The sequence below is a fragment of the Rickettsia gravesii BWI-1 genome (assembly GCF_000485845.1).
GTDB classification, from domain to species: Bacteria; Pseudomonadota; Alphaproteobacteria; order Rickettsiales; family Rickettsiaceae; genus Rickettsia; species Rickettsia rickettsii.
The window spans coordinates 1-24083 of the sequence record NZ_AWXL01000002.1; the positions used below are offsets into that span (position 1 = coordinate 1).

Here is a 24083-nt window from a genome sequence, read left to right on the forward strand (position 1 = left end):
CATATCCAATGATACTGTTTATGTGTCTTACAGGAAAAACCGAAGAGCGTATAAAAGAATTTGAAGCCATGCTGAAATGTGAAGAAGGGGACTTAAGTTGTCCATTTATAATCAAGACTCAGAACCTAGGTTTTGTGGACATTTCTAAAAAGATTTAATTTTGGCTACAAAATACCTCAAAATAGCAAATCAATTAGAAATGTCCACAAAACCTAAATTAATTCATAATTTGTAATACTTTAAATAATTCTCCCATTTGTTTCGGTGATATTAGTCTTTCTACCTGTCTTTCTATTATTTGTGCTTGCGCAGACATCTTTCCAAACTCTACTTCTAGAGGTAAGTTATACGTCGATCCGATACTCGCATCCTCACGTACTAAAGTGTACGCTGCGGTGCTGTGTTTCGTGTCTCCTTTAAATTTCTCTCTATAAGCGAATTTGGAAAGATGTCTATAATTAAGCTTGTCTTGCAATGTTTGTTTGCGTAATAAGATTCCGTTTTCTATTAAAAAATCTCGTTGCAATATTGTATCTATTACGTTTATTTTGCTGTTTTTAGCTACCGTCTTTAATGCATAAAAATCCACATGTGCCGATAAATCAGCTTCTCCAAGATTTTCAAGGATGGGGCAATATTTATGGTTTTTAACCGCTTGTAATGTTTGATTATATTGATATCTAGTTCTACCATTCGGAGCTATATCATAGCCGTAATCTATTATTAAGCCACTGCCGCTTAGTCTTTTTAGATGTTGCGCTATAAATTTTATAATTTCTATCGATTTATAAGATTCTTCAAGTACTGCCCCGTCTTTTGCTTCAATATGAGTACGCAGCAGATATTCTTGTAATTGCTTATTAACGCTTATTTTATCGTATTTAATTCTTTTGTCTACTGGCTGCACTACAAATATTCTTTCATACCATAATTCCTTGACTTTAATATATTGCTTTGTCGGTATAGCATCAAAGAATTCGTTAGCTATTATTATAGTAGGTTTTTTTGGTATATCTTCTACAAATGATTGATGACTAATTGGTAAATTAATATCTTGTAAATTAGCCTTTTGATGAGCAATAAAATTTTTATTAATTTCTATTAGTTCAATTGATAAAGCTTTATAAAATTCCGGTACTAATTTTGCAGTACGTAGTAAATCACGCATTAATAGACCTCGACCAGGACCAAGCTCTACTAAACTAAGACTTTTTGGGCAGCCAATTCTTTGCCACTCTCTGATACACCATAAGCCGATAATTTCACCGAATAGCTGTGAAATTTCAGGAGCCGTAACAAAGTCACCTTCTCTAGCCAATGATTTTACTTGCTTATAATAGGAAGTAGGACTTAAGTTTAATACCTCCTGCATGAGGACATCGCAAGTAATATAACCGTTTTGATCAATTAATTGTCTTATTTTGGATTCGATTGACATATTAAATAACTTCCTAAAAGTAACATAGGTACAGATAAAATTTGTCCCATAGTTAAGCTATCTAAAATAAACCCGATTTGTATGTCGGGTTCTCTAAATATTTCAATAGTGATTCGGAAAAGACCGTAAAATGTTAAAAATATTCCTGAGTTTAAACTGTACTTTTTAAGAGTTTTGTGCTTAAATGTTGCATATGCTAAGATACTAAATAATACTAAACCTTCAAAAAAAGCTTCATATAATTGACTAGGATGTCTTGGCATCAAATCGCTATTCGGAAAAATCATACCAAAAGAAGAATTTGTAACACGTCCGTATAGTTCGCCGTTAATAAAATTAGCGATTCTACCTAAAAATAATCCGATAGGTACTACAGGGGCTATTATATCCGTGAGACTTAAAAAATTAATTTTATATTTTCGGCAAAACAAGTAAGCAGCAATAATCACCCCTAAAGCTCCGCCATGGAAAGACATCCCGCCTTCATAAGTTTTTAAGATATCTATTGGATTTGAAAAATATCTAGAAGGGTTATATAATAAAACAAACCCTAGTCTGCCTCCGACTATTATGCCTATAACGGCATAAGTAATGAAATCTTCTAGATTTTTTTTGGTAATTTGAGGCTTAAATTTTTCTATAATTTTATTTGCATAGAACCAGCCTAGCAAAATTCCTATTACATATGAAAGAGAATACCAAGAGATAGCAAGTGGACCTATAGAGAAAATAATTGGATTGATATTAGGAAATGTCATAGATAAATAAGTTATTTAATTCATTTAACGTCTGAGTTACGGAAAATTACGTAAGTAATTGACGAGGCAATTCAGTTTTTTATTATTTTTATGGGTTGCCGCAGCTGCTTCGTGGCTTCGCAATGACAGTATCTATATTTGCTTAGCAATACCAAATTCTTTTGAGTTAAAATTATTGATAAAAATAAAATGCTTAGTAATAATAAAAAAGATTTATATTTATAATAATAATGATAGGTAAAATATGCAATATTTAATGGATCTATATCATACCTCAAGTACTGAGTTAGTATTATTGTTTGTTATGTTAGTATCTCTTATACCGGTGATATTTCTAATTAAAAGATTAATTTTTATTCCTGTAAAAAATTATTTAACTAGACATCATTATGATGATTATGAAAGGATAAAAAAATATCCTATATTTCGTTATTTATTACATACTTTATTAGCACTTTACTTTGTATGTTGGGGAAAGATTTTTCATCCTACTTCTTTTAAAGCACATGTATTACTGGGAATCAAAGATACTATAGTAATCTTATATACTGGTATATCTGTGATGATGTTATTATTAACGCTTATAGATGCTTTTGCAAATCTGTATCACAATAGAATCAAAGCCGTTACAAAAAATGCACCGCTTAGCTTATATTTTCAAATATTAAAAATTATTGTCATAGTTATTGCAGCAATGGTAACTATTTCATATATATTAAATATTTCGCTTAGTACATTCTTAACAAGCTTAGGTGCAGCCGCAGCTCTTTTAACATTTGTTTTCAAAGATACCGTTTTAGGATTACTTGCAAGCTTGCAACTAACTACTCAAGAAATTATTAATATTGGAGACTGGGTACGTATAGGCGCAATTGAAGGAACAGTTGAAAAAATTACTATTTCCGTAGTAACAATTAGGAATTTTGACCAATCTATTTCCACAGTTCCTACTTACAGCATTTTAAATTCTAACGTAACTAATTATAGAGGAATTAGTGAATCAGGAGCAAGAAGAGTAAAGAGAGTGTTTAATATTAATATGGCAACTATTAACTTCTGTGATGCTACTATTTTAAAAGCACTAAAAAAATCTCCTTATATATCAAAGGATGTAATAGATAAAATCACTCTTGATAAAGAAGAGAAAGATTTAACCAACATTAAACTATTCAAATTATATATTCAGGAATATCTAAAAAATAATCCGGCAGTTTATACCGAAGGGTTTACTTTTCTAGTAAGACAGCTTGAACCTACGATTCATGGGTTGCCTATAGAAATATATATCTTTGTTAAAGAAGTAAATTTAGTAGGTTATGAAAATATACAGGACAATATTTCTGAACATTTCATTTCGATACTTCCTGAATTTAAATTAAAAATATTTCAGAATGTAGGAGTGGTATAATATATCTGAAGTAAAATGAAAAGTAGTAAAAATAAAAAAATAAATTAAATTTGTATCCAAGATGGAAGTTGTCTTTCATCTTAGATATTCACTACTTTTGAAAGCAAAGAAGTATATATACTACTTGATTATTTTCTCTAAATGCTTTAAAACTTAAAGCTTTAAAAATATTAAAATTTAAGACCTAGGAATGAATAATAATATAATTAATTTAATAGCCGCTATTATACTGTCTTTAAGTATAATTTTCGGTTGGCAGTATTTTGTTGTAAAACCTGAACAAAAAAAACAGCAACAGCAAATAGCAGTGCAGAAAGCAGAAAATTTAAAGAAACAACAGTTAAAAGCTTTAGTCGAACCTGTAACTGGTATTGTTGTTCAAGAAGAAAGTCAAGTACAGCGTATTAAAATAGAATCTGAATCACTCACCGGTTCTATTTCATTAAAAGGACTTAGATTTGATGATTTAATATTAAAGAAATATAAACAAGATTTATCTAAAAATAGTCCTGAAGTGAGATTATTTTCACCGGCTAATACAGAAAATGCATATTTTGCTGAAATTGGTTTAGTTAGTAATTTATCTAGTGTAAAACTCCCTAACAACGATACTATATGGAATAGTGATAGTGAAATATTAAGTCCTGAAAAACCTGTTCATTTATTTTGGGTTAATGAAGACGGAGTTAAATTTTTAGTTACTATTACTATCGATGAAAACTATTTATTTACTATAGAGCAAACCATCGTTAATAATAGTGATAAAGAACTTCCTGTGCAATCTTACGGTTTAATAAATCGTAAATATATTGCCGTAGAGAAAGCAGTGAATATATTACATCAAGGACCTATCGGGTGTATAGACGAGAATCTTAAAGAATATTCTTATGATGATATTAAAGATAGGAAAAGTGAAAAATTTGTAGCAAGTAAGGTTGACTGGATAGGAATTACCGATAAATATTGGTTATCTTCCTTGATTCCGGATAAATCAAGTAATTACAGCTCGAATTTTAATTATGCTCTTAAGCAAGGGACTGAAAGATATCAGGTAGATTTTATTTCACCGGTACAAATAATAAAGCCCGGCGAAAATTTTTCAATTAAAAGCAGAATTTTTGCCGGAGCAAAAAAAGTAGACTTGCTTGATAAATATGAAAAGCAATATGATATTAAATTATTTGATAGAGCTATTGATTTTGGCTGGTTCTATATAATTACCAAACCGGTTTTCTATGCCATGAATTTTTTCTATGGCTATGTCGGTAATTTCGGTGTTAGTATATTAATTGTTACGGTTATAATTAAGCTATTAATGTTTACTTTAGCCAATAAGTCTTATCGTTCGATGAAAAAAATGAAAAATTTACAGCCGGAAATCGATAGGATAAAAAATTTATACAGTGATAATAAAGCACGTTTAAATCAAGAAATTATGGCTTTATATAAAAAAGAAAAAGTAAATCCGGTAGCTGGTTGTCTACCTATACTTGTTCAAATTCCGGTATTTTTCTCCATCTATAAAGTATTGTATGTAACTATTGAAATGCGGCAAGCACCGTTTTACGGCTGGATTAAAGACTTATCTGCACCTGACCCTACTACTATTTTTAATGTATTCGGCTTATTACCGTTCTCGCCGCCGTCATTTTTAATGATTGGAGCATGGCCTATTTTAATGGCTATTACTATGTTCTTACAGCAAAAAATGAGTCCTGAACCTGCGGATCCGATGCAAGCTCAAGTAATGAAATTTATGCCGCTAATTTTTTTATTTATGTTTAGTAGTTTTCCTGTGGGACTTTTAATATATTGGTCTTGGAATAATATTCTATCCATCATTCAACAATATTATATTAATAAATTTAATTAATTAATGAGAATAGATAAAAATTTACCTAATTATCTAACTATTGCTCGAATAATGGTAATTCCGGTTCTTATACTGGTATTTTATATAAATAATTCACTTGCACGTAAACTTGGGGCATTATTATTTGTTTTAGCTAGTATTACGGATTTTTTTGATGGTTATATTGCAAGAAAATATAATTTAGTTACAAGTTTCGGCAAGATGTTTGACCCTATAGCAGATAAGCTACTTGTAGGTTGCGTTATTATCATGCTACTAAAAAAAGATAATGTAGATGAGATACCTTGCTTATTGATTTTAGCACGAGAATTTTTAGTTAGCGGTCTTCGGGAATTTTTAGCTCTAGTAAAGGTTAGTGTGCCTGTATCGAGACTCGCTAAGGTAAAAACGTTTTTACAAATGTTTGCTTTATCGATATTGATACTAGGCTCAAAAGGTTCAGGAATTATTTATTTAGATATAGTAGGGGAAATAATTTTATGGATTGCCGCTTTTTTAACAATCATTACAGGTTATTCTTATTTTAAAGCCTGTAAGAAATATTTTTAAATAGGAGAATTTTATGATACATGTAAAATATATAATTTTAGGGTTTATTATAGTGTCTAGTTTAAATCTTTACGCTGCTAACAATGATATAATTGCCAATAAGAAAGTTGTAAAGGTAGAAGTAAGTAATGAACATTTAAAAACATTAAATGAAGCTTCTACTCTTTTAATTAGTTGTGTAGATTTTAGATTAATAGACGAAACAGATAAATTAATGAAGCAATTAGGATTAGAAGATAATTTTGATAAAGTATCACTGCCCGGTGCATCGCTTGCCCTCGTTAACGACAAATATACTTATTGGGGAAAAACAATAGAAGATACTATTGAGATTTTGCAAGAATTACATAACATAAAACAAATTGTTTTTCTTGATCATAGAGAATGTGGAGCTTATAAAATACTTATAGGTCAGGAACAGCTAAATACCAAGGAAAAAGAAACGGCAGCACATGCAGCAATTTTAAACAAGGCCCGTGATATAATAAAAGAAAAATTCCCTCAATTAAAAGTTTATACTTTTTTAATGGGTCTTGATGGTGTAGTAGAGCAGATTTATGAAATACCTAGCTAAAAGCGGAGTTGTTGTATGGATAGGTTTATCCGTCATTGTGAGGAAATTGCGTAGCAATTGACGAAGCAATCTCAGGAGTTTGTTATTATTTCATGAGATTGCCTCACAGCCTACGGCTGCTCGCAATGACGATTTTTAACCCGCACAATAACGGCTAAGAAAAGTAATTTATTTTGTATCTTTGCTCTTATTATCATTAGAATCAACAGTATTATTCTTTTGATCGTTTTCTGCCGGTAATTTAGAGATAGATAGTTTTTGTTTATATTTTTGTTGCTCTGCTAAAAAATTTTGAGCCTCTTTGGAAAGACTGTTATATAGTTCACGTTTCTTCTTATTAATCTTGACTATTGCTACTCTATATTTTTGTATTTCCTCCCGTACTTCCGGTTTTATAGTACCGGCGTAAGCAGAAAAATCATCTATAATTTTTTGTGTTGTAACATCGTTAGTTTTTGCTGCATCTTTTTTTGAGCCGTCAGAAGTTGTACTATTGGCAAAGCAGCTTGTACTAAGTAAAATAGCTATTCCAAATATTATTTTTTTTATCATATAAACCTTAAGCCTTATTCTTGATAAGTAGACCATTTTTAAGTCTAATAGTCAATAGACTTCTTTTGGAACTCTACTTCTAGGGGTAATTTGTACGTCAATCCGGTACTCGCATCCTCACGTACTTTTTTATACGCTGTGGTGCTGCGTTCCGTGTTTCCTCCAAATTCCTCCCTATAAGCGCGTTCGAAAAGAAGTCTAATATATAATAGAAATTATTTGTATTTTATTGTTTGGTGAGTATAAATATACTAATAGTTGGAAAAAATATAAAATTATGAAAAATATACAATATTATAATAATAACGCTCAAGAGTTTTATAGCAGAACAATCAATGCAGATTTGTCTGATAACTATAAAGCATTTACTAGCTATTTACCTGAACAAGCTCATAGGTTAGGACGCCATTTTTTTAACTCTGCATCTTCATGTACTGCAAATATTATTATACATTTTGATATGCCTATTTGCGGTGCAGCAAGTCCTGCACAATTTTCTTCTTGAGCATATTTCTTTTACGCATCCTATAGTTAATAATTTTATTTAATTTCTTTTGAGAAAAAATCAATAGGTTTGACTTTTCTAACATATTCTAGTACAATGTTTATCTTCAAAATAAATAGAAAAATTTAATTTATGAGTACTCCCAAAAGTGACAATTATCTCTCGGAACTAAGCAAGGTAATTTGGCCTATAGAAAAATATGAAAATAAGAAGTTTCTTCCTATGGCGTTTATGATGTTCTGTATTTTATTAAACTACTCAACGCTTCGTTCAATTAAAGACGGGTTTGTAGTAACGGATATAGGGGCAGAAGCAATAAGTTTCTTAAAAACATATATAGTGCTACCTTCTGCCGTAATCGCTATGGTAATTTATGTTAAGCTCTGCGATATTTTAAAGCAAGAAAACGTGTTTTATGTTATTACTTCATTTTTCTTAGGGTATTTTGCATTATTTGCATTTGTTCTTTACCCCTACCCTGATTTAGTTCATCCTGATCCTGAAACCATAGAATCTTGGAGTTTAGCTTATCCTAATTTCAAATGGTTTATAAGAATAGTTGGGAAATGGAGTTTTGCATCTTTTTATACTATGGCAGAGCTTTGGGGAACAATGATGCTTAGTTTATTATTTTGGCAATTTGCTAACCAAATTACTAAAACCGATGAAGCTAAACGTTTTTACTCAATGTTTGGTTTACTTGCTAATTTAGCATTGCCTGTAACATCCGTAATTATTGGATATTGCTTGCATGAAAAAACTCAAATAGTTGCAGAACATCTAAAATTTGTGCCTTTATTTGTTATAATGATAACAAGTAGCTTTTTGGTAATATTAACATATAGATGGATGAATAAAAACGTTCTAACCGATCCTAGACTTTATGATCCGGCATTAGTAAAAGAAAAGAAAGCTAAAGCTAAAATGTCATTAATAGACAGTTTTAAAATGATCTTTACTTCTAAGTATGTAGGTTATATTGCATTGTTACTTATTGCTTACGGTGTTTCAGTAAATTTAGTTGAAGGTGTTTGGAAATCCAAAGTAAAAGAATTATATCCGACGAAAGAGGCCTATACTATATATATGGGTAAGTTCCAATTTTATCAGGGTTGGGTTGCAATTGCTTTCATGCTTATAGGTAGTAATATTTTAAGAAAAGTATCATGGCTAACTGCAGCTATGATAACTCCATTAATGATGTTAATTACTGGTGCAGCGTTTTTTGCATTTATCTTTTTTGATAGTGTTATTGCTATGCATTTAACAGGTATTCTTGCTTCAGGTCCTTTAGCACTTGCTGTTATGATTGGTATGATTCAAAATGTTTTAAGTAAAGGTGTAAAATATTCTTTATTTGATGCCACTAAAAACATGGCTTATATTCCGCTTGATAAGGATTTACGAGTAAAAGGGCAAGCTGCGGTTGAAGTTATCGGAGGAAGATTTGGTAAATCAGGCGGTGCTATTATTCAATCTACATTCTTTATTTTATTTCCTGCATTTGGTTTTGTAGAGGCAACTCCTTATTTTGCTTCTATATTCTTTGTAATATTAATATTATGGATATATGCCGTTAAAGGTTTAAATAAAGAGTATAAAGTTTTGGTAAATAAAACCGAAAAATAGAATTTGTTAAAATTTAACATTATAAAAAAACAAGTTTTAGAGTCTAGCAGTAAATAAATTTTCATTAATAATTAAAGAGCTTTTTTGCTACAAATTATAAGATTTTTGTGAAATATGAATAATATTCCTTCAAAAATCTTATAATTTGTAGCAAAAAAGCTCTTTAATTATTAATGAAAATTTATTTACTGCTAGACTCTAAAACTTGCTTTTTTTATAGTCGAGTCGGAGAGTTTATAATATGACAAACACAAGATCCAAAATTAAAACTCCAAGATCGCCATATGTAAAAAAATATAATAGTTGGCGAGTAAGGATTTTGTATTCTATTATTATAGGTTACGCAACTTTTTATTTTTGTCGTCAGAATTTTAATATAGCAACTCCTGCTATAAGAGAATATTTTGGGGTTACTAAAACACAAATTGGTTGGATATTAACTGCTTCATCTATTATGTATGGAGTTAGTAAAGCTTGTAACGGGTTTATTAGCGATAAAGTTAATGCTCGGATATTTATGGTTTTGGGTCTTTTATTTGTCGGGATCATTACTATGCTAATAGGTTTTTCAGATTCTTTATGGCTTATAGGAATTTTATGGATAGCCAGTAACTGGTTTCAATCTATGGGCTGGCCTCCTGCAACAAAGATGCTTACTCACTGGTTCGCTTCAAAAGAACTTGGAACTAAATGGGCTATGGGTGCAACTTCTAATCAAATAGGTGGTGCCCTTGCTATGATAAGCTGTGGTTATTTAATCGATAAATTTGATTGGAGAACTGCTTTTTTTGTTCCAGGTGTAGTTGCTTGTGTAGTATCGCTTTTTTTATATAATAAGCTTCGTAATTCTCCAAAAGAAGTAGGTTTATCTACCGTAGAGGAATATAAAGAATATCCATCTGAAGCTATAGGAGATTATGAGAAGCTATTAACTCCACAATTACTTAAAATGGTCTTTTGTAATAAGCTAATATGGTATGTTTGTTTAGCAAACATGTTTGTTTATATAATACGTTCCGGAGTAATTTATTGGGCTCCAACATTTTTAAAAGATTTACGTAATATAAGTCTTGCAAATGCAGGCTTACAAATCGGTTTATATGAAATGATAGGTATCCCAGGGGCATTAATAGCAGGTGTTTTATCTGATAAACTATTTCAAGGTCGTCGAGGTCCTGTTGCATCCATATGTATGGTATTGCTTAGCTTATTGTTAGTCTTGTTTTGGAAACTTCCTATTCACAGTGAATTATTAAGTATAGTAATTCTTTCTTTAATAGGCTTTTTTGTTTCAGGACCTCAGCTCCTTGTAGGTATAGCAGCTGCTGATTTTAGTACCCGTCAGGCTGTCGGTACGGCTAATGGATTATCAGGGTTATTTGGTTATTTAGGAGCGGCTATTGCGGGAGTCGGCGTAGGATGGATTAGCGATAATTATGGTTGGAATGGGGTATTTATATTTTTCAGTATTTCTGCTCTTTTAGGAGGAGGATTATTTGCTTTAATATGGAATCGTTCAGCTAAAAAATAAATTTAATAATTATAATAAATAGGTTACAAAATGACAATACAATATACTTTTTCAATGATTAAGCCTGATGCTATCAAAAGGAATAAAATAGGGCAAGTTAATACTTACTTAGAAAATGCCGGTTTAAAAATAGTGGCTCAGAAAATGAAATTTTTAACTAAATATGAAGCTGAATGTTTTTATGATGAGCATAGAGCAAGACCATTTTTTAATAGCTTAGTTGAATATATTACTTCAGGAGCGGTAGTACTTCAAGTGCTTAAGGGGGAGGATGCTATAACTTTAAACCGCACCGTTATGGGTGCAACTAATCCTGCTGAAGCTGAAGCAGGCACTATTAGAAAAGATTTAGGTGAATCAATTGAGGCTAATAGTATTCATGGTTCAGATAGTGAAAATAGTGCGAAAAGAGAAATCGAATTTTTCTTTAATAAATCTGAAATTATAGAATAATTAATGTTAAAATATGATGTAATAGTTATAGGCGGTGGACATGCAGGCGTAGAAGCAGCCGCCGCTTCTGCACGTCTTGGAGTGCCTACTCTCTTAATTACGTTAAAACCGGAAAATTTAGGCGAAATGTCTTGCAATCCAGCAATCGGTGGCATTGCAAAAGGCACATTAGTTAAAGAAATCGATGCACTTGATGGGTTAATGGGTTATGTTATAGACCAAGCCGGTATACATTATAAAATGCTGAATGAGACTAGAGGACCAGCAGTTTGGGGACCTAGAGCTCAAGCTGATCGAAAGCTTTATAAAAAAGCGATGTATCAAATACTAACAAATTATCCTAATCTAGATATATTATATGGAAAAGTGGAAGATATAGAAATTAAATCTTCTAAAATTGAAGCGGTTATTTTAAATAACGGTAGCAAAATTCTTTGTCAAAAAATTATATTAACTACAGGTACTTTCCTATCAGGTCTTATTCATATTGGACAAAAAAAAATTCCTGCCGGTAGAGTAGATGAAGAGCCTTCGTATGGATTATCAAATACATTAAAACAAATAGGTTTTAAACTGGCTCGTTTAAAAACAGGTACACCACCTCGAATTGATGGACGTACTATTGATTATAGTAAAACAATTTTACAACCCGGCGATAAAATTCCTCGTCCTTTTTCTGAATTAACAAATATTGTTAATGTTTCTCAGATAAATTGTTTTATCACAAAAACAACCTCAGAAACTCATGATATTATACGTGAGAATCTTGATAAATCCGCAATGTATTCAGGGCAAATAGAAGGAATAGGACCGCGATATTGTCCTTCTATTGAAGATAAAATAGTCAGATTTAGTACAAAATTAGAACATCGTATATTTTTAGAACCTGAAGGGTTAGATGATTATACGATTTATCCAAACGGTATTTCTACTTCTTTGCCTGAAGATGTGCAACATAAATTAATCAAAACAATACCAGGATTAGAAAATGTAAAGGTTTTACGTCCAGGTTATGCTATAGAATATGATTATGTTGATCCACATGAAATAAGTGTTACGCTAGAGACAAAAAAAATAGCTGGATTGTATTTGGCCGGGCAAATTAACGGTACTACAGGATATGAGGAAGCCGCAGGGCAAGGTATAATAGCCGGTATAAATGCTGCTTTAGCAGTAAAAGATCAAGCACCGTTTATGTTAACAAGAGCAAACAGTTATATTGGAGTAATGATTGACGATTTAACAACATTTGGTACTATAGAACCTTATCGTATGTTTACTTCTCGCTCAGAATATAGATTATCTTTAAGAGCAGATAACTCTGATTTACGTTTAACGGAATTAGGGATGAACATTGGAGTCGTATCAGAAAAACGTAAAAAAATATTCACAAAAAAATGTGAAGATGTAGAAAAAATAAAATCATTATTAAATACTTTGTCTTTAACTACTAGTAAACTTGCTAAAATGGGTATACAGGTTGCACAGGATGGTACATATAAAACAGTATTAGACTTATTTAAAATACCTAATTTTAATGTTGAACAAGCTATTAAAATTTTTCCTATGCTTAAAGAAACACAAAATAATAACATTTTGCAATTACTCTATATTGAAGCAAAATATGCTTCATATTTAACTAGACAACACGCAGATATTAATTTATTTCAAAGTGAAGAGGCGCAGTTAATACCTAAAAATATTGACTATTTTAAAATACCAAGTATATCATTAGAGATACAGGAAAAACTTTCTTCCCATAAACCTACTACTATTGGTGTAGCACGTCGAATTCCAGGGATTACACCTGCAGCAATTACGGCTATTATAATTTATTTAAAAACTAAATATAGTGATGGAAGTTCCACGTGAAATAATTGAAAAGTTAGAAATTTTTCAAAAGTTAGTTAAAAAATGGAATAAATCAATCAATCTTGTATCGGATAATACTATACATAATTTTTGGCAACGTCATATATTAGACTCATTACAATTAATACAATATATTGATAATAAAGAAATACATTTGGTTGATATAGGAAGCGGTTCCGGTTTGCCTGGTATAGTATTATCTATAGCGGGGGTAGCGCAAGTAAGTTTAATAGAAGCTGATTTACGTAAATGTATATTTTTAGAAAAAGCATCAAAGATATCAAATAATAACATACAAATAATCAATCAAAGAATAGAAAAAGTAGAAATAGATTGTAGTATATTAACTTGTAGAGCTTTCTCTAACTTAAATACAATATTTAATTGCATAAAAAATATTTCAGTACGAGAAAAATTTTTGTTATTAAAAGGAAAAAATTATTTAACTGAAATAGTAGCAGCTAAAGAGAGATGGTTATTTGGTTATTTAATACATCAAAGTATTACTTGTGAAGAAGGGAAAATTCTAGAAGTTAGTAATTTAACAAAAATGATATGAAAGTAATTGCTATTGTTAATCAAAAAGGAGGGGTAGCTAAAACTACAACTACTGTAAATTTAGCTACAGCTTTTGCTGCTGTAAATAAAAAAATTTTAGTTATAGATCTTGATCCTCAAGGGAATAGTAGTACCGGTTTTGGAATTAGTCAGCAACAACGCAAAAATACTATATACCAAGTATTAACAAATTTAATAGAATTGCAAGATGCAATAATTTCTACAGATATACCAAATTTAGAAATAATTACTGCAAACACTAATCTATCTGCGGTTGAATTAGACTTAACAAAATTAAAGGACCGAGAATATATTTTAATGAAGCTATTGGCAGAAATAAAAATATTATATGATTATATAATTATTGATTGCCCTCCCTCATTAAATTTATTAACGGTAAACGCTTTAGTTGCAAGCGATGAAGTACTGATTCCAATGCAATGTGATTTTTATTCTTTAGAAGGATTAAGTCATTTGTTAAAAACAATTGAAATTGTAGAGAAAAAATTAAATCCTAAGATAAAGATTGCAGGTATATTATTTACAATGTATGATAAGCGTAATCGTTTAACTGAACAAGTAGAAGATGATGTTAGAAAATGCTTAGGAGAATTAGTATTTAAAACCGTTATTCCAAGAAATATTAAACTATCTGAAGCTCCTTCATATGGAAAACCGGCTATTATATATGATTATAAATGTTCAGGAGCAGTTGCATATATAGAACTTACAAAAGAAATCTTAGAAAGATATGGCGAAAAATAAAGGACTAGGAAGAGGATTATCTTCATTACTTGGAGAAGAAGTTATTTCTATAGAATCAGAAATAGTACAAATAATAAATATTGATAAAATAAGACCAAATGAGAATCAGCCTAGAAAAAACTTTGAATATGATAAAATAAAAGAATTAGCAGATTCTATATTGAATAATGGTTTATTACAGCCTATTATTGTTGATAATAATTTCCAAATTATAGCAGGAGAGCGACGCTGGCGTGCATGTAAATTAGCAAAAGTTTTAGAGATACCGGTAATTATAAAAAATTTAGATGCTAGAGAGAGTATGGAAATAGCATTAATTGAGAACATACAAAGAACTGATTTAACAGTGATGGAAGAAGCTCGTGGCTTTAAATATTTAATAGAAAATTTTAATTATACGGCAGAAAAATTAGCTGAAAGGCTTGGTAAAAGTCGTAGTCATATAGCTAATTTATTAAGGCTTAATAATTTGCCGCAGTCTATTCAAGATAAAGTAAATGAAAATATACTAAGTATGGGTCAAGCTCGGTGTTTAATAAATCATGAATATGCAGAAGTAATAGCCGATCATATTATAAACAATGATTTAAATGTACGTCAAACAGAAGAACTAGTAAGACAATGGTATAAAAATGAGTATACAAAATCCCCTAACAATAATAACAAAATAGGAAAGCGTTTTTTAAAGGACAACGCTACGGATAATGATCTAGAATTATTAGTAAAAGCTTTATCAGAAAAATTTGGTATAAAAATAACAATAGAAAATTATCCATTAGGCGGAAAATTAATATTTCATTATAAAGATTTGGAAGAATTAGATTTGATATTATTAAAATTAAATTAAAATGCATATGAAAAAATTATCAATAAGCTTGAACGAAAAATTATAAGTATAAAAGTATACACAATCCTCAAGCTGCTAAAATTAAAGTATATATACAGCATTTTATTTCTTAAGATAAATATCTAAACGAGAAAAACAATGATAGAAATTACAATGTCTGATTTTGAATTATATGATCATAGAGCAATAAATTCATACAATACAGTAGTAAATATATATATCGGTGTAAAATAATAATATAAGGAAATAAGTAATTTATGTCATATCAATATGTTTATGAAATGGTTGGTTTAAGCAAAATTATAAACGGTAAACGAATTTTAAAAGAAACAAATTTATCATTTTTACCAAAAGCTAAAATCGGTATAATAGGTCCAAATGGAGCAGGCAAATCGACTTTATTAAAAATAATGGCAGGTATTGATAAAGAGTTTGAAGGTAAAGCAACAGCTAAAATTGGTATAAAAGTAGGATATTTACCTCAAGAACCGTATCTTGATGCTAGTAAAAATGTTTTTGATAATATCATAGAAGGTCTTCATGAAAAGAAAAAACTTATTGATGAATTTAATTATATAAGTAACAAATTTGCTGCTGAAATCACTGATGAAGAAATGCAAAAGCTTTTTGATAAACAAGCAGAATTGCAAGAAAAAATAGACAATTGTGATGGATGGAATCTAGAACGTGAAATAGAGATCGCAATGCTTGCTTTACGTTGCCCACCAAAAGAAGCAGATATTACAAAAATTTCCGGTGGAGAAAAAAGAAGAGTGGCTTTATGTAAATTGCTTTTAGAGAAACCTGATATGTTGTTACTTGATGAACCTACAAATCATTTGGATGCAGAATCAGTTTCTTGGCTTGAGGATTATTTAAAGCATTATGAAGGTACTGTGATAGTAATTACCCATGATCGTTATTTTTTAGATAATGTTACAAAATGGATATTAGAAATAGATCGTGGAAATTGTATACCATGGGAATTAAATTATAGTTCTTGGCTTGAGCAGAAGCAAAAAAAATTAGCTTTAGAAAGTAAAGAAGACGATGATAGAAAAAAACAATTGAATCGTGAACTTGAATGGATTCGTCACACTCCAAAAGCTAGACAATCAAAAAATAAAGCACGTATTACAGCATATCAAGAGTTATTAAATAAACAACAAGAACAAAAAACCGATCCTACTCAAATAATTATACCTAACGGACCTCGTTTAGGTGATCTTGTTATTGAAGCAGAACATATAGCTAAAAAATTTAATAATAAAATATTATTATCAGATTTTAGTTTTAAAGTTCCACGTGGAGCTATTGTAGGAATTATTGGACCGAATGGAGCAGGTAAGTCTACTTTGTTTAATATTATTACAGGTAAAATAATGCCAGATAGTGGTTTTATTAAAATTGGTCAAACGGTAAAATTAGGTTATGTCGATCAATCACGGGATCATTTAGATGATAATAAGACTATATGGGAAGAAATTTCAGAAGGTCTAGATGAATTACAACTTGGTAATAGAATAGTTAAAAGTAGAGCTTATTGTGCAGCTTTTAATTTTAGAGGCGGTGATCAACAAAAAAAAGTTGGACAACTTTCAGGTGGAGAACGTAACAGAGTACATTTGGCAAAATTACTAAAAGAAGGAGCAAATGTTATATTATTAGATGAGCCGTCTAATGATTTAGATATTGATACGTTAAGAGCACTTGAAGATGCTATTTTAGATTTTGCAGGTTGTGTATTAGTGATTAGTCATGATAGGTGGTTTTTAGATAGAATAACCACTCATATTATATCATATGATAAAAAAAATAATGCTACATGGTTTGAAGGAAATTATCAAGATTATCATGAATATATGCTAAGTACTAACGGGGAAAGTATTTTAAATCCAAAATATAAGCATAAGAAATTAATATAAATATGTCTTTAACGCAAATATTATTAATTTTGTTTGTAGGAATATTGGTAACAAAACCGCATGATATTTTTATAATTATTAAAGAATTAAAAAAAATAAAAGCGTATTTAATTAATATTAAGTCGTCTATTGTAAAAAATATAGATGAACCGTTAGAAACAGAGCAGATAAATTTTTATTTAAAAAAAATTATTAACCTAGAAGGTTATTATCATGGTAGTTATGATTTAACAACAATAAAAGAAAAATATTATACACTAATAATTAATAATGACTTAATAGAAAATGCATCAGTACCTGATATAACAGAGAAACACTAATCCGTGCCTCGTTCAATTAATTAAATCTAAGAATTATGCAAAAAGTAGTAAAACTTAACAATATCAAAATAGGAAATGATTTACCGTTTGTTCTAATTACAGGGCCTTGTCAGATTGAAGGAAAAGATCATGCGTTGTTTATGGCAGAAAAACTTGTTAAATTAACTAGCAAGCTTGAAATTCCATTTATTTATAAATCTTCTTTTGATAAAGCTAATAGAACTTCCGTACATGGGATTAGAGGACTTGGTATTGAGAAAGGTTTAGAAATTTTATCAAAAGTAAAATCTGAATTCGATTGCCCTATTGTTACTGATGTTCATTCAGAGAGTCAATGTACCGAAACAGCTGAAGTAGCAGATATTTTACAAATTCCGGCATTTTTATGTAGACAAACCGACTTGCTTCAAGCTGCAGCAAAAACAGGTAAAATAGTAAAAGTAAAAAAAGGACAGTTTCTAGCTCCGTGGGATATGAAAAATGTACAAACAAAACTAGAAGCTTTTGGAGTAAAGGATATATTATTTACAGAGCGAGGAGCATGTTTTGGCTATAATAACTTGGTATCTGATATGCGTAGTCTTGCAATAATGGCAGAGTTAAATGTACCTGTAGTTTTTGATGCCACACATTCCGTTCAGCAACCGGGCGGGCTAGGAGGTAGTACCGGCGGAGAAAGAAAATATGTAGAGTTACTTGCAAAGGCAGCAACTTCTGTAGGTATCGCCGGTATGTATATGGAAGTACATCAAGACCCCGATAACGCTCCAAGCGACGGTCCATGTATGATGAAGTTGGATAATCTAGAGTCCATTCTTATCAAATTAAAAAAATATGATAAAATTACAAAAGAAAAATAACTTCAAATTTTACCTTTCAAAATATATATAAATATCCCCTATTAATTCAATTTTAAAATAGAAGTAATAATTTTTTACAATATAAAAAATAGAACTTTCTTATCGTTAGAATTTCACCAATTCGCCTTTAAATCTTTGTTATAAATTTACTTATTTAGAAATTTTTTAAAAATTAGTATTAATATTTATTTATTCAACTTATAGATCAAAAATGTTTTTATTTGTATAAATGCAAATAATTTATAGGTATAATTATTATGTGGAATCAAATAAAAGCAGTTGGCAGTACACTGCTTGGTAGTCCTAAACAGGAACGAGGTTTAAAAAATATAAATGATTTTTTGACGGAGTATTTTAATAATATTTTGGAACAAAAAAACACTCCAAACTTAACTGTTCTTGAAGAATGTAATATATTAATGAAATTACGTAATATTAAGGAGATATTAACTCCAAACACAAGCTTCATATCTAAGTATGAATATAAAGATGTTATAACTTGGCTCTCTAATAACACTCGTTCTATATTTAATGAAACATTAGTAAAACCAAATAGCGGGCTTGCGGAGTTTATCAATGTAACCGCTTTGGATTTTAGTAACTACCCCTTTATAACAGACGATACACCATATATAGCAAATTATTTAAGGAATAATAAGACTATTGAGCAAGTCTTTTTGGACAATTGCGGTATAAATGATAAGCAAATAAAAATTTTAGCTGCGGTGTTTAGACTTAATAAAACAATAACTAAACTTTCTTTAGTAAATAATAAAGCTATATTAGATATAAAATTAAAACCTTATCAAGTAACCGATAATGTAGAATCTAATAAAGAACAAAAAAAATATTATAAAGAAGCATTAGAATGGCTTGATAAACTTACGGGATCGCAAGCTGAGCATATTGTTATATCTATAAATGAAATAAAAGCCAATGCTCATTATTATTTAGGTATGATCTATGAAAATAGTAAATCGATTGGTTTAGAGCAATAAGAGAATATATTAATGCTCTAGAAATTGAGAAAGATTTTAACTTTCTCTATGGCCATGATACAATTCCGTACATTTTTAGCAATATTTGTAAAAAAATAGGTGGATTATTTTTAAAATTTAGGGAGATTCTATAAGGACGAAAATAAAAGCGAAATAGTAATTAAATTGCTTCTTGAAGCAATAAAATATTTCAAGGTAAGTTTAAGTATAGACCTGATAGAAGAGTGTAGTTTTATTCTTAGAGAAATTTTTAACATCCCTAAGAATAAAAAAGAAGTAGAGAATTATCTATCTTTAAAAAAAGATCTTTATATATCTTTAGGAGAATTTTTATTTAAATTAAATTTAATACCGCTAGCTGCTTTTGAATATTTAAAGACTGCAAGTATAGCTAGCCCTCAGGAAGAACAAAAATTATTGTTAAAAGTTCATAAAGTTTATAGTACGAAAATGGAGGAAAATACTGCTTTTATACGCTCAATGCTTGACGAAGGTAAGATAGAAGATCTGAGTATAGTTACAAGAGGTTGACAGAACAAAATTTTTAAGTGATACACTATTACCGAGGTTTGCTCTGATGCAGAAATAATGGATTTAAAAACTCAACAACAAGAAGAAGGAAATACTTCGGATTGCGGAGTTTTGGTATGCGATGATTTAATAAGACAATCTCAAGGCCTTAAAATTCTCTCTACGGAGCAATCTAAAGGACAAGGACTAAATTTAAGAAAATCTCAAGCTGAAACATTAAAACAAAGTTTGATAGTTCTCAACAAGCCCAAGAACAACATGTTTATATTAACATAGATAGTAATGCTTCAGATAACGAAGAAGATAAAGATAATAAAGTTAATAGTAATGAAGTAGAGCGTCCTCCTTATGATAATAATGACGAAGTTGAGGCAGGTGGAGCAACTATGCAACTTAATGATTAACATTAAAAGTTTGACGTTGCAATGTCATTGCTGCTGTTGCAGGAATGACATCGGCATTCTAATAACAATGCCCACTCGCAATACTTGGTTTACACCGAGAAAGAATTACCGCAGCCGCATTTTGCTTTAGCTTGCGGATTACTAACGTTGAAATATGAACTGCCTAGCTCTTCTATAAAATCAAGAGTGCAATCTAGCATAAATTTTTGAGAGATAGGATCAATAATAATTGTAGCATTATGTTTAGTAATGACATAATCATCTTGCTCTATATTATCTTTTGAGACTAGTTCGTAATTATACATAAGTCCTGAGCAACCGCCGCTATCAACCGAAACTCGCAGTACTAAATTCTTATCTTTTTCTAGCTTTACTAACTCGCAAACCCGTTCAAAAGCTCTATCCGTAATTGTTATCGTCACTTAAAATTACCTTGTAAAAGTCTCATAAATTATATAGTATATCTTGATATTTTTCAAGTTGGCTTTGTTGTGTGGATACCCAATTGGCATTGCGAGCAGCCGTAGGCTGCGTGGCAGAAATAATAACAAACTCCTGAGATTGCTTCGTCAATTGCTATGCAATTTCCTCGCAATGACGAAAAGTTAGAACCACACAACAACGTCTTTCAAAATAAAGGATAATGATGCTTGCTTCATACGCTTCTGATCCTCTTAAAAGTAGGGGAAGATTATATAAGGAAATCCCGACCTCTTATAGAAACGAGTTTGAACGTGATCGTGATCGCATTATACATACTAATGCATTTAGGCGTTTGCAATATAAAACTCAAGTTTTTATTAATCACGAGGGAGATCATTACAGAAATAGGCTAACTCATTCTCTAGAGGTTTCGACTGTTGCACGTTCGGTTGCTAATACTTTAAATTTATCAAATGATTTAGCTGAGACAATAGCACTTGCTCATGATCTTGGGCATACGCCTTTCGGTCATGCGGGAGAGCGGGCTTTAAATGAATGTATGAGAGAGTATAACGGCTTTTCTCATAATGCTCAATCTTTAAAGATACTAACATTACTTGAAAAAAGATATGCGGCTTATAATGGAGTAAATTTAACATGGGAAGTTTTAGAAGGAATAGTAAAACATAACGGTCCTATACTAGGCGAGATAAATGAATATATAGCAGAGTATAATAAGCAAAATGATTTAGAACTTAGTACCTATGCATCAGCAGAGGCTCAAATAGCAGCTCTTGCCGATGATATTAGCTATATTTCGCATGATTTGGAAGATAGTATCGGTGCTAAAATTATCGATTTTAATAGTCTTGCTGAACTTAAATATATTGATCAACATGTTTTTGAACTCAAGTCAAAATTTAAAAATATTAGTTCCTCATGTCTGATTTATGAGGTAGTACGTAAGCTAATACATGAGTTAATTACCGATTTATTATGGCAAACAAAAGAAAATTTAAATAAAGAAAAAATTACTAACATAGATGAGATACGTAACTTGAATTATCAGATAGTAGATTTTACGGAAAAAACTAATGAAAATATTAAGGAAACTAAGAAGTTTCTTCATGAGCGAGTTTATAAAAGTAATAAAATTACGGCCATCAGCCTTAAATGTACTAAAATCGTACAAGGTCTGTTTAAGATTTATATGGATGATATTAATTTATTGCCGGTTAATTGGAAAATGCTAATAGACTCTAATGAAACATATAGCAAAGCTAGAGTTGTTGCTGATTATATAGCAGGGATGACTGACCGTTTTGCCATTCAGGAATATAATCAGCTCTGCTCGACTTCCTACATAACTTGTTTCTAAGGGTAATTTGTGTGTCGCTCGCTCCGGTACTCGCATCCTCACGTACTAAAGTGTACGCTGTAGTGCTGCGTTTTGTGTCTCCTACAAATTCCTCCTTATTAGCGAGCGTTTGTAAGAATTCTATTCGCTGAATTTTAATAACATTTAATAATTATGAATATATTTAATCAATTGAAACAAGATATAATTGTGGCAAGCAGGCAATTATATAATAATCAGGAAATAGCAAATACTGCTACTATTGAAACACCGAAAGATAGTTTTAACGGTGATTTATCAAGTAATATTGCAATGATTATTGCAGCTAAAGAAAGTATTGCTCCTCGGGAAGTGGCTTTAAAATTTAAAGAAGTCCTTATAACATTACCTTATATTGCAAGTATAGAAATAGCAGGACCGGGCTTTATTAATTTTACTATAAAAGCTGATAGTTGGCAGGCATCAATAAAGGATATTTTACAGCATGAAGAAAAGTTTTTTGAAATTGATATAGATAAAAGCAGAAATATTAACATCGAGTATGTGTCGGCAAATCCCACCGGTCCAATGCATATAGGGCATGCTAGGGGTGCGGTATATGGTGATGTGCTAGCAAGGATTTTGCAAAAGGTAGGTTACTCCGTTACAAAAGAATATTATGTTAATGATGCAGGCTCACAAATAAATGATTTAGTTAGTACGGTATTATTACGTTATAAAGAGGCTTTAGGTGAGCAAATTACTATCCCTGCCGGGTTATATCCGGGAGAGTATTTAATTCCGCTTGGGCAAATTTTAGCGAAAGAATACGGCAATAAATTATTAACGATGAGCGATGCTGAAAGATTCAAAATAATCAAAAGTTTTGCCGTAGAAAAAATGCTTGATTTAAATAGAAAAGATTTAGCAGATTTAGGGATTAAACATGATATATTTTTCTCTGAGCAATCATTGCATGATAAAGGTGAGATAGAGGAAACAGTTAAACTACTGGAGCGTATGGGGCTAATTTATGAAGGTACGTTACCTGCCCCTAAAGGTAAAATTCACGAAGAGTGGGATAATAGAGTTCAAAAATTATTTAAATCTACTAAGTACGGTGATAGTCAAGATCGTCCTATAGAAAAAGCTGATGGAAGTTGGTCTTATTTTGCTTCTGATCTTGCATATGCTAAGGATAAAATAGAGCGGGGAGCGAATCACTTAATTTATGTACTTGGTGCCGATCATAGTGGATATGTTAAAAGAATTGAGGGAATAGTTAAAGCTTTAGGTAAGGAGCAGGTTAAAGTGGACGTTAAAATCTGTCAATTGGTCAATTTCGTTGAAAACGGTGTGCCGGTTAAAATGTCGAAACGTCTTGGGAGCTTTGCTAGTGTGCAAGACGTAAATCATGAGGTAGGGAAAGATATCATAAGATTTATGATGTTGACTAGACAAAATGATAAGCCACTTGATTTTGATTTGGTAAAAGTGAAAGAACAATCAAGAGAAAATCCTATCTTTTATGTACAATATGCACATGTGAGAACGATATCTATTTTATCAAAAGCTAGAGAATTAATGCCTGAATCTTATAATAACTTTGAAGCAGGTAAGTATGATTTATCTTTATTATCCTCTGAAGAAGAAATTGAGATTATAAAACTTTTGGCTAGCTGGACAAAGACATTAGAAGCATCTGCAAAATATTTTGAACCGCATCGCATCGCATTTTATTTAATAAATTTAGCCTCAAAATTTCATTCTATGTGGAATTTCGGTAAAGAAAATAGCGATTATAGATTTGTAATTGAGAGCAATAAAGAATTAACTCTAGCACGCCTTGCTCTTACAAGTGCCATACAGAAAGTTATAGCTAGCGGTCTCGAAGTGATAGGTGTAGAACCAATGAACAAAATGTAGTTAGGTTTTCATCGTCATTGCGAGTAGCCGTAGTCTGCGTGGCAATCT

23 protein-coding genes and 5 pseudogenes are annotated in these 24083 nt (G+C 30.7%); 20 read left to right on the top strand and 8 right to left on the bottom strand.

Going from position 1 to position 24083, the window contains the following annotated elements; translation table 11 throughout:
• A pseudogene (locus RGRA_RS14790) lies at positions 1-158 on the top strand (lysozyme inhibitor LprI family protein); the annotation flags it as partial.
• Positions 159-217: 59 nt separating this feature from the next.
• Here RGRA_RS14790 and RGRA_RS0100885 read toward each other — a convergent pair.
• Positions 218-1438, bottom strand: a complete 1221-nt coding sequence (locus tag RGRA_RS0100885) for a class I SAM-dependent methyltransferase (RefSeq protein ID WP_017443541.1) — start codon at positions 1436-1438, stop codon at positions 218-220.
• Positions 1417-2196: a prolipoprotein diacylglyceryl transferase gene (lgt, locus tag RGRA_RS0100890; protein ID WP_017443542.1), complete on the bottom strand. Its 780-nt coding sequence runs from the start codon at positions 2194-2196 to the stop codon at positions 1417-1419. Before lgt ends, RGRA_RS0100885 begins: the two co-directional genes overlap by 22 nt.
• Positions 2197-2440: 244 nt before the next feature.
• On the opposite strand from lgt, the gene RGRA_RS0100895 reads away from it, so the two are divergent.
• The 4 genes from RGRA_RS0100895 (at position 2441) to RGRA_RS0100910 (ending at position 6600) form a co-directional block, all read left to right on the top strand.
• On the top strand, positions 2441-3604 hold the full coding sequence (locus tag RGRA_RS0100895; RefSeq protein WP_017443543.1) for a mechanosensitive ion channel family protein: 1164 nt from the start codon (positions 2441-2443) through the stop codon (positions 3602-3604).
• A gap of 190 nt (positions 3605-3794) precedes the next feature.
• A complete protein-coding gene (gene yidC / locus RGRA_RS0100900) occupies positions 3795-5477 on the top strand; it encodes a membrane protein insertase YidC (protein ID WP_017443544.1) in 1683 nt (560 codons plus the stop codon).
• Positions 5478-5480: 3 nt separating this feature from the next.
• Entirely contained in the window at positions 5481-6026 is a 546-nt protein-coding gene (pgsA, locus tag RGRA_RS0100905; protein ID WP_017443545.1) for a CDP-diacylglycerol--glycerol-3-phosphate 3-phosphatidyltransferase, read from the top strand.
• 13 nt (positions 6027-6039) lie between these two features.
• Positions 6040-6600 (top strand): carbonic anhydrase, encoded by a 561-nt coding sequence (locus RGRA_RS0100910; protein WP_017443546.1) that lies wholly within the window; start codon positions 6040-6042, stop codon positions 6598-6600.
• 168 nt (positions 6601-6768) lie between these two features.
• Here RGRA_RS0100910 and RGRA_RS0100915 read toward each other — a convergent pair whose 3' ends face one another.
• The 3 genes and pseudogenes from RGRA_RS0100915 to RGRA_RS10070 all read right to left on the bottom strand — a co-directional run.
• Entirely contained in the window at positions 6769-7152 is a 384-nt protein-coding gene (locus tag RGRA_RS0100915) for a hypothetical protein (protein ID WP_017443547.1), read from the bottom strand.
• A gap of 50 nt (positions 7153-7202) precedes the next feature.
• Positions 7203-7352 (bottom strand): annotated as a pseudogene (locus tag RGRA_RS10060) (palindromic element RPE1 domain-containing protein); the annotation flags it as partial.
• A 193-nt stretch (positions 7353-7545) separates the two neighbouring features.
• Positions 7546-7668, bottom strand: a pseudogene (locus tag RGRA_RS10070) (peptide deformylase); the annotation flags it as partial.
• A 121-nt stretch (positions 7669-7789) separates the two neighbouring features.
• Between RGRA_RS10070 and tlc1 the strand changes: the two are divergent.
• From tlc1 to RGRA_RS0100995, 13 genes and pseudogenes are all read left to right on the top strand, one after another.
• The gene (gene tlc1, locus RGRA_RS0100925) at positions 7790-9286 is read left to right on the top strand and encodes an ATP/ADP exchange transporter Tlc1 (RefSeq protein WP_017443549.1); all 1497 of its coding nucleotides are present in this window, start codon (positions 7790-7792) and stop codon (positions 9284-9286) included.
• Positions 9287-9527: 241 nt separating this feature from the next.
• A complete protein-coding gene (locus RGRA_RS0100930) occupies positions 9528-10817 on the top strand; it encodes an MFS transporter (protein ID WP_017443387.1) in 1290 nt (429 codons plus the stop codon).
• Positions 10818-10847: 30 nt separating this feature from the next.
• Complete coding sequence (ndk, locus tag RGRA_RS0100935; RefSeq protein ID WP_010420526.1) at positions 10848-11270, top strand: nucleoside-diphosphate kinase; 423 nt, start codon at positions 10848-10850, stop codon at positions 11268-11270.
• Between the two features lie 3 nt (positions 11271-11273).
• Positions 11274-13142 carry a tRNA uridine-5-carboxymethylaminomethyl(34) synthesis enzyme MnmG gene (gene mnmG / locus RGRA_RS0100940; RefSeq protein ID WP_017443388.1) on the top strand — a complete coding sequence of 623 codons (1869 nt, stop codon included), beginning with the start codon at positions 11274-11276 and terminating at the stop codon, positions 13140-13142.
• A complete protein-coding gene (rsmG, locus tag RGRA_RS0100945) occupies positions 13126-13701 on the top strand; it encodes a 16S rRNA (guanine(527)-N(7))-methyltransferase RsmG (RefSeq protein WP_029662570.1) in 576 nt (191 codons plus the stop codon). The genes mnmG and rsmG overlap by 17 nt, the downstream gene beginning before the upstream one ends.
• The gene (locus RGRA_RS0100950; RefSeq protein ID WP_017443390.1) at positions 13698-14465 is read left to right on the top strand and encodes a ParA family protein; all 768 of its coding nucleotides are present in this window, start codon (positions 13698-13700) and stop codon (positions 14463-14465) included. The genes rsmG and RGRA_RS0100950 overlap by 4 nt, the downstream gene beginning before the upstream one ends.
• Positions 14452-15312, top strand: coding sequence for a ParB/RepB/Spo0J family partition protein (locus tag RGRA_RS0100955; protein ID WP_017443391.1), 861 nt, complete (start codon positions 14452-14454; stop codon positions 15310-15312). Before RGRA_RS0100950 ends, RGRA_RS0100955 begins: the two co-directional genes overlap by 14 nt.
• Positions 15313-15569: 257 nt before the next feature.
• The gene (gene ettA / locus RGRA_RS0100960; protein ID WP_017443392.1) at positions 15570-17237 is read left to right on the top strand and encodes an energy-dependent translational throttle protein EttA; all 1668 of its coding nucleotides are present in this window, start codon (positions 15570-15572) and stop codon (positions 17235-17237) included.
• A 2-nt stretch (positions 17238-17239) separates the two neighbouring features.
• Positions 17240-17557, top strand: a complete 318-nt coding sequence (locus RGRA_RS0100965; protein ID WP_017443393.1) for a DUF2672 domain-containing protein — start codon at positions 17240-17242, stop codon at positions 17555-17557.
• Positions 17558-17592: 35 nt separating this feature from the next.
• Entirely contained in the window at positions 17593-18417 is an 825-nt protein-coding gene (kdsA, locus tag RGRA_RS0100970) for a 3-deoxy-8-phosphooctulonate synthase (RefSeq protein ID WP_017443394.1), read from the top strand.
• Positions 18418-18674: 257 nt separating this feature from the next.
• Complete coding sequence (locus RGRA_RS13020) at positions 18675-19415, top strand: hypothetical protein (RefSeq protein ID WP_017443395.1); 741 nt, start codon at positions 18675-18677, stop codon at positions 19413-19415.
• 165 nt (positions 19416-19580) lie between these two features.
• A pseudogene (locus tag RGRA_RS12050) lies at positions 19581-19971 on the top strand (hypothetical protein); the annotation flags it as partial.
• A gap of 32 nt (positions 19972-20003) precedes the next feature.
• Entirely contained in the window at positions 20004-20222 is a 219-nt protein-coding gene (locus RGRA_RS0100995) for a hypothetical protein (RefSeq protein WP_017443397.1), read from the top strand.
• A 217-nt stretch (positions 20223-20439) separates the two neighbouring features.
• Here RGRA_RS0100995 and RGRA_RS0101000 read toward each other — a convergent pair whose 3' ends face one another.
• Positions 20440-20772: an iron-sulfur cluster assembly accessory protein gene (locus RGRA_RS0101000; protein ID WP_012150318.1), complete on the bottom strand. Its 333-nt coding sequence runs from the start codon at positions 20770-20772 to the stop codon at positions 20440-20442.
• A 22-nt stretch (positions 20773-20794) separates the two neighbouring features.
• Positions 20795-20923, bottom strand: a complete 129-nt coding sequence (locus tag RGRA_RS10075; RefSeq protein ID WP_017443398.1) for a hypothetical protein — start codon at positions 20921-20923, stop codon at positions 20795-20797.
• Positions 20924-20996: 73 nt separating this feature from the next.
• Here RGRA_RS10075 and RGRA_RS0101005 point away from each other — a divergent pair, with 73 nt between their 5' ends.
• Positions 20997-22151 (top strand): deoxyguanosinetriphosphate triphosphohydrolase, encoded by a 1155-nt coding sequence (locus tag RGRA_RS0101005; RefSeq protein ID WP_024547217.1) that lies wholly within the window; start codon positions 20997-20999, stop codon positions 22149-22151.
• Here RGRA_RS0101005 and RGRA_RS11635 read toward each other — a convergent pair.
• A pseudogene (locus RGRA_RS11635) lies at positions 22136-22281 on the bottom strand (palindromic element RPE1 domain-containing protein); the annotation flags it as partial. The gene RGRA_RS0101005 and the pseudogene RGRA_RS11635 overlap by 16 nt on opposite strands.
• 23 nt (positions 22282-22304) lie before the next feature.
• On the opposite strand from RGRA_RS11635, the gene argS reads away from it, so the two are divergent.
• Positions 22305-24035, top strand: coding sequence for an arginine--tRNA ligase (gene argS / locus RGRA_RS0101010; protein WP_017443400.1), 1731 nt, complete (start codon positions 22305-22307; stop codon positions 24033-24035).
• The last annotated feature ends 48 nt before the right edge of the window (positions 24036-24083 follow it).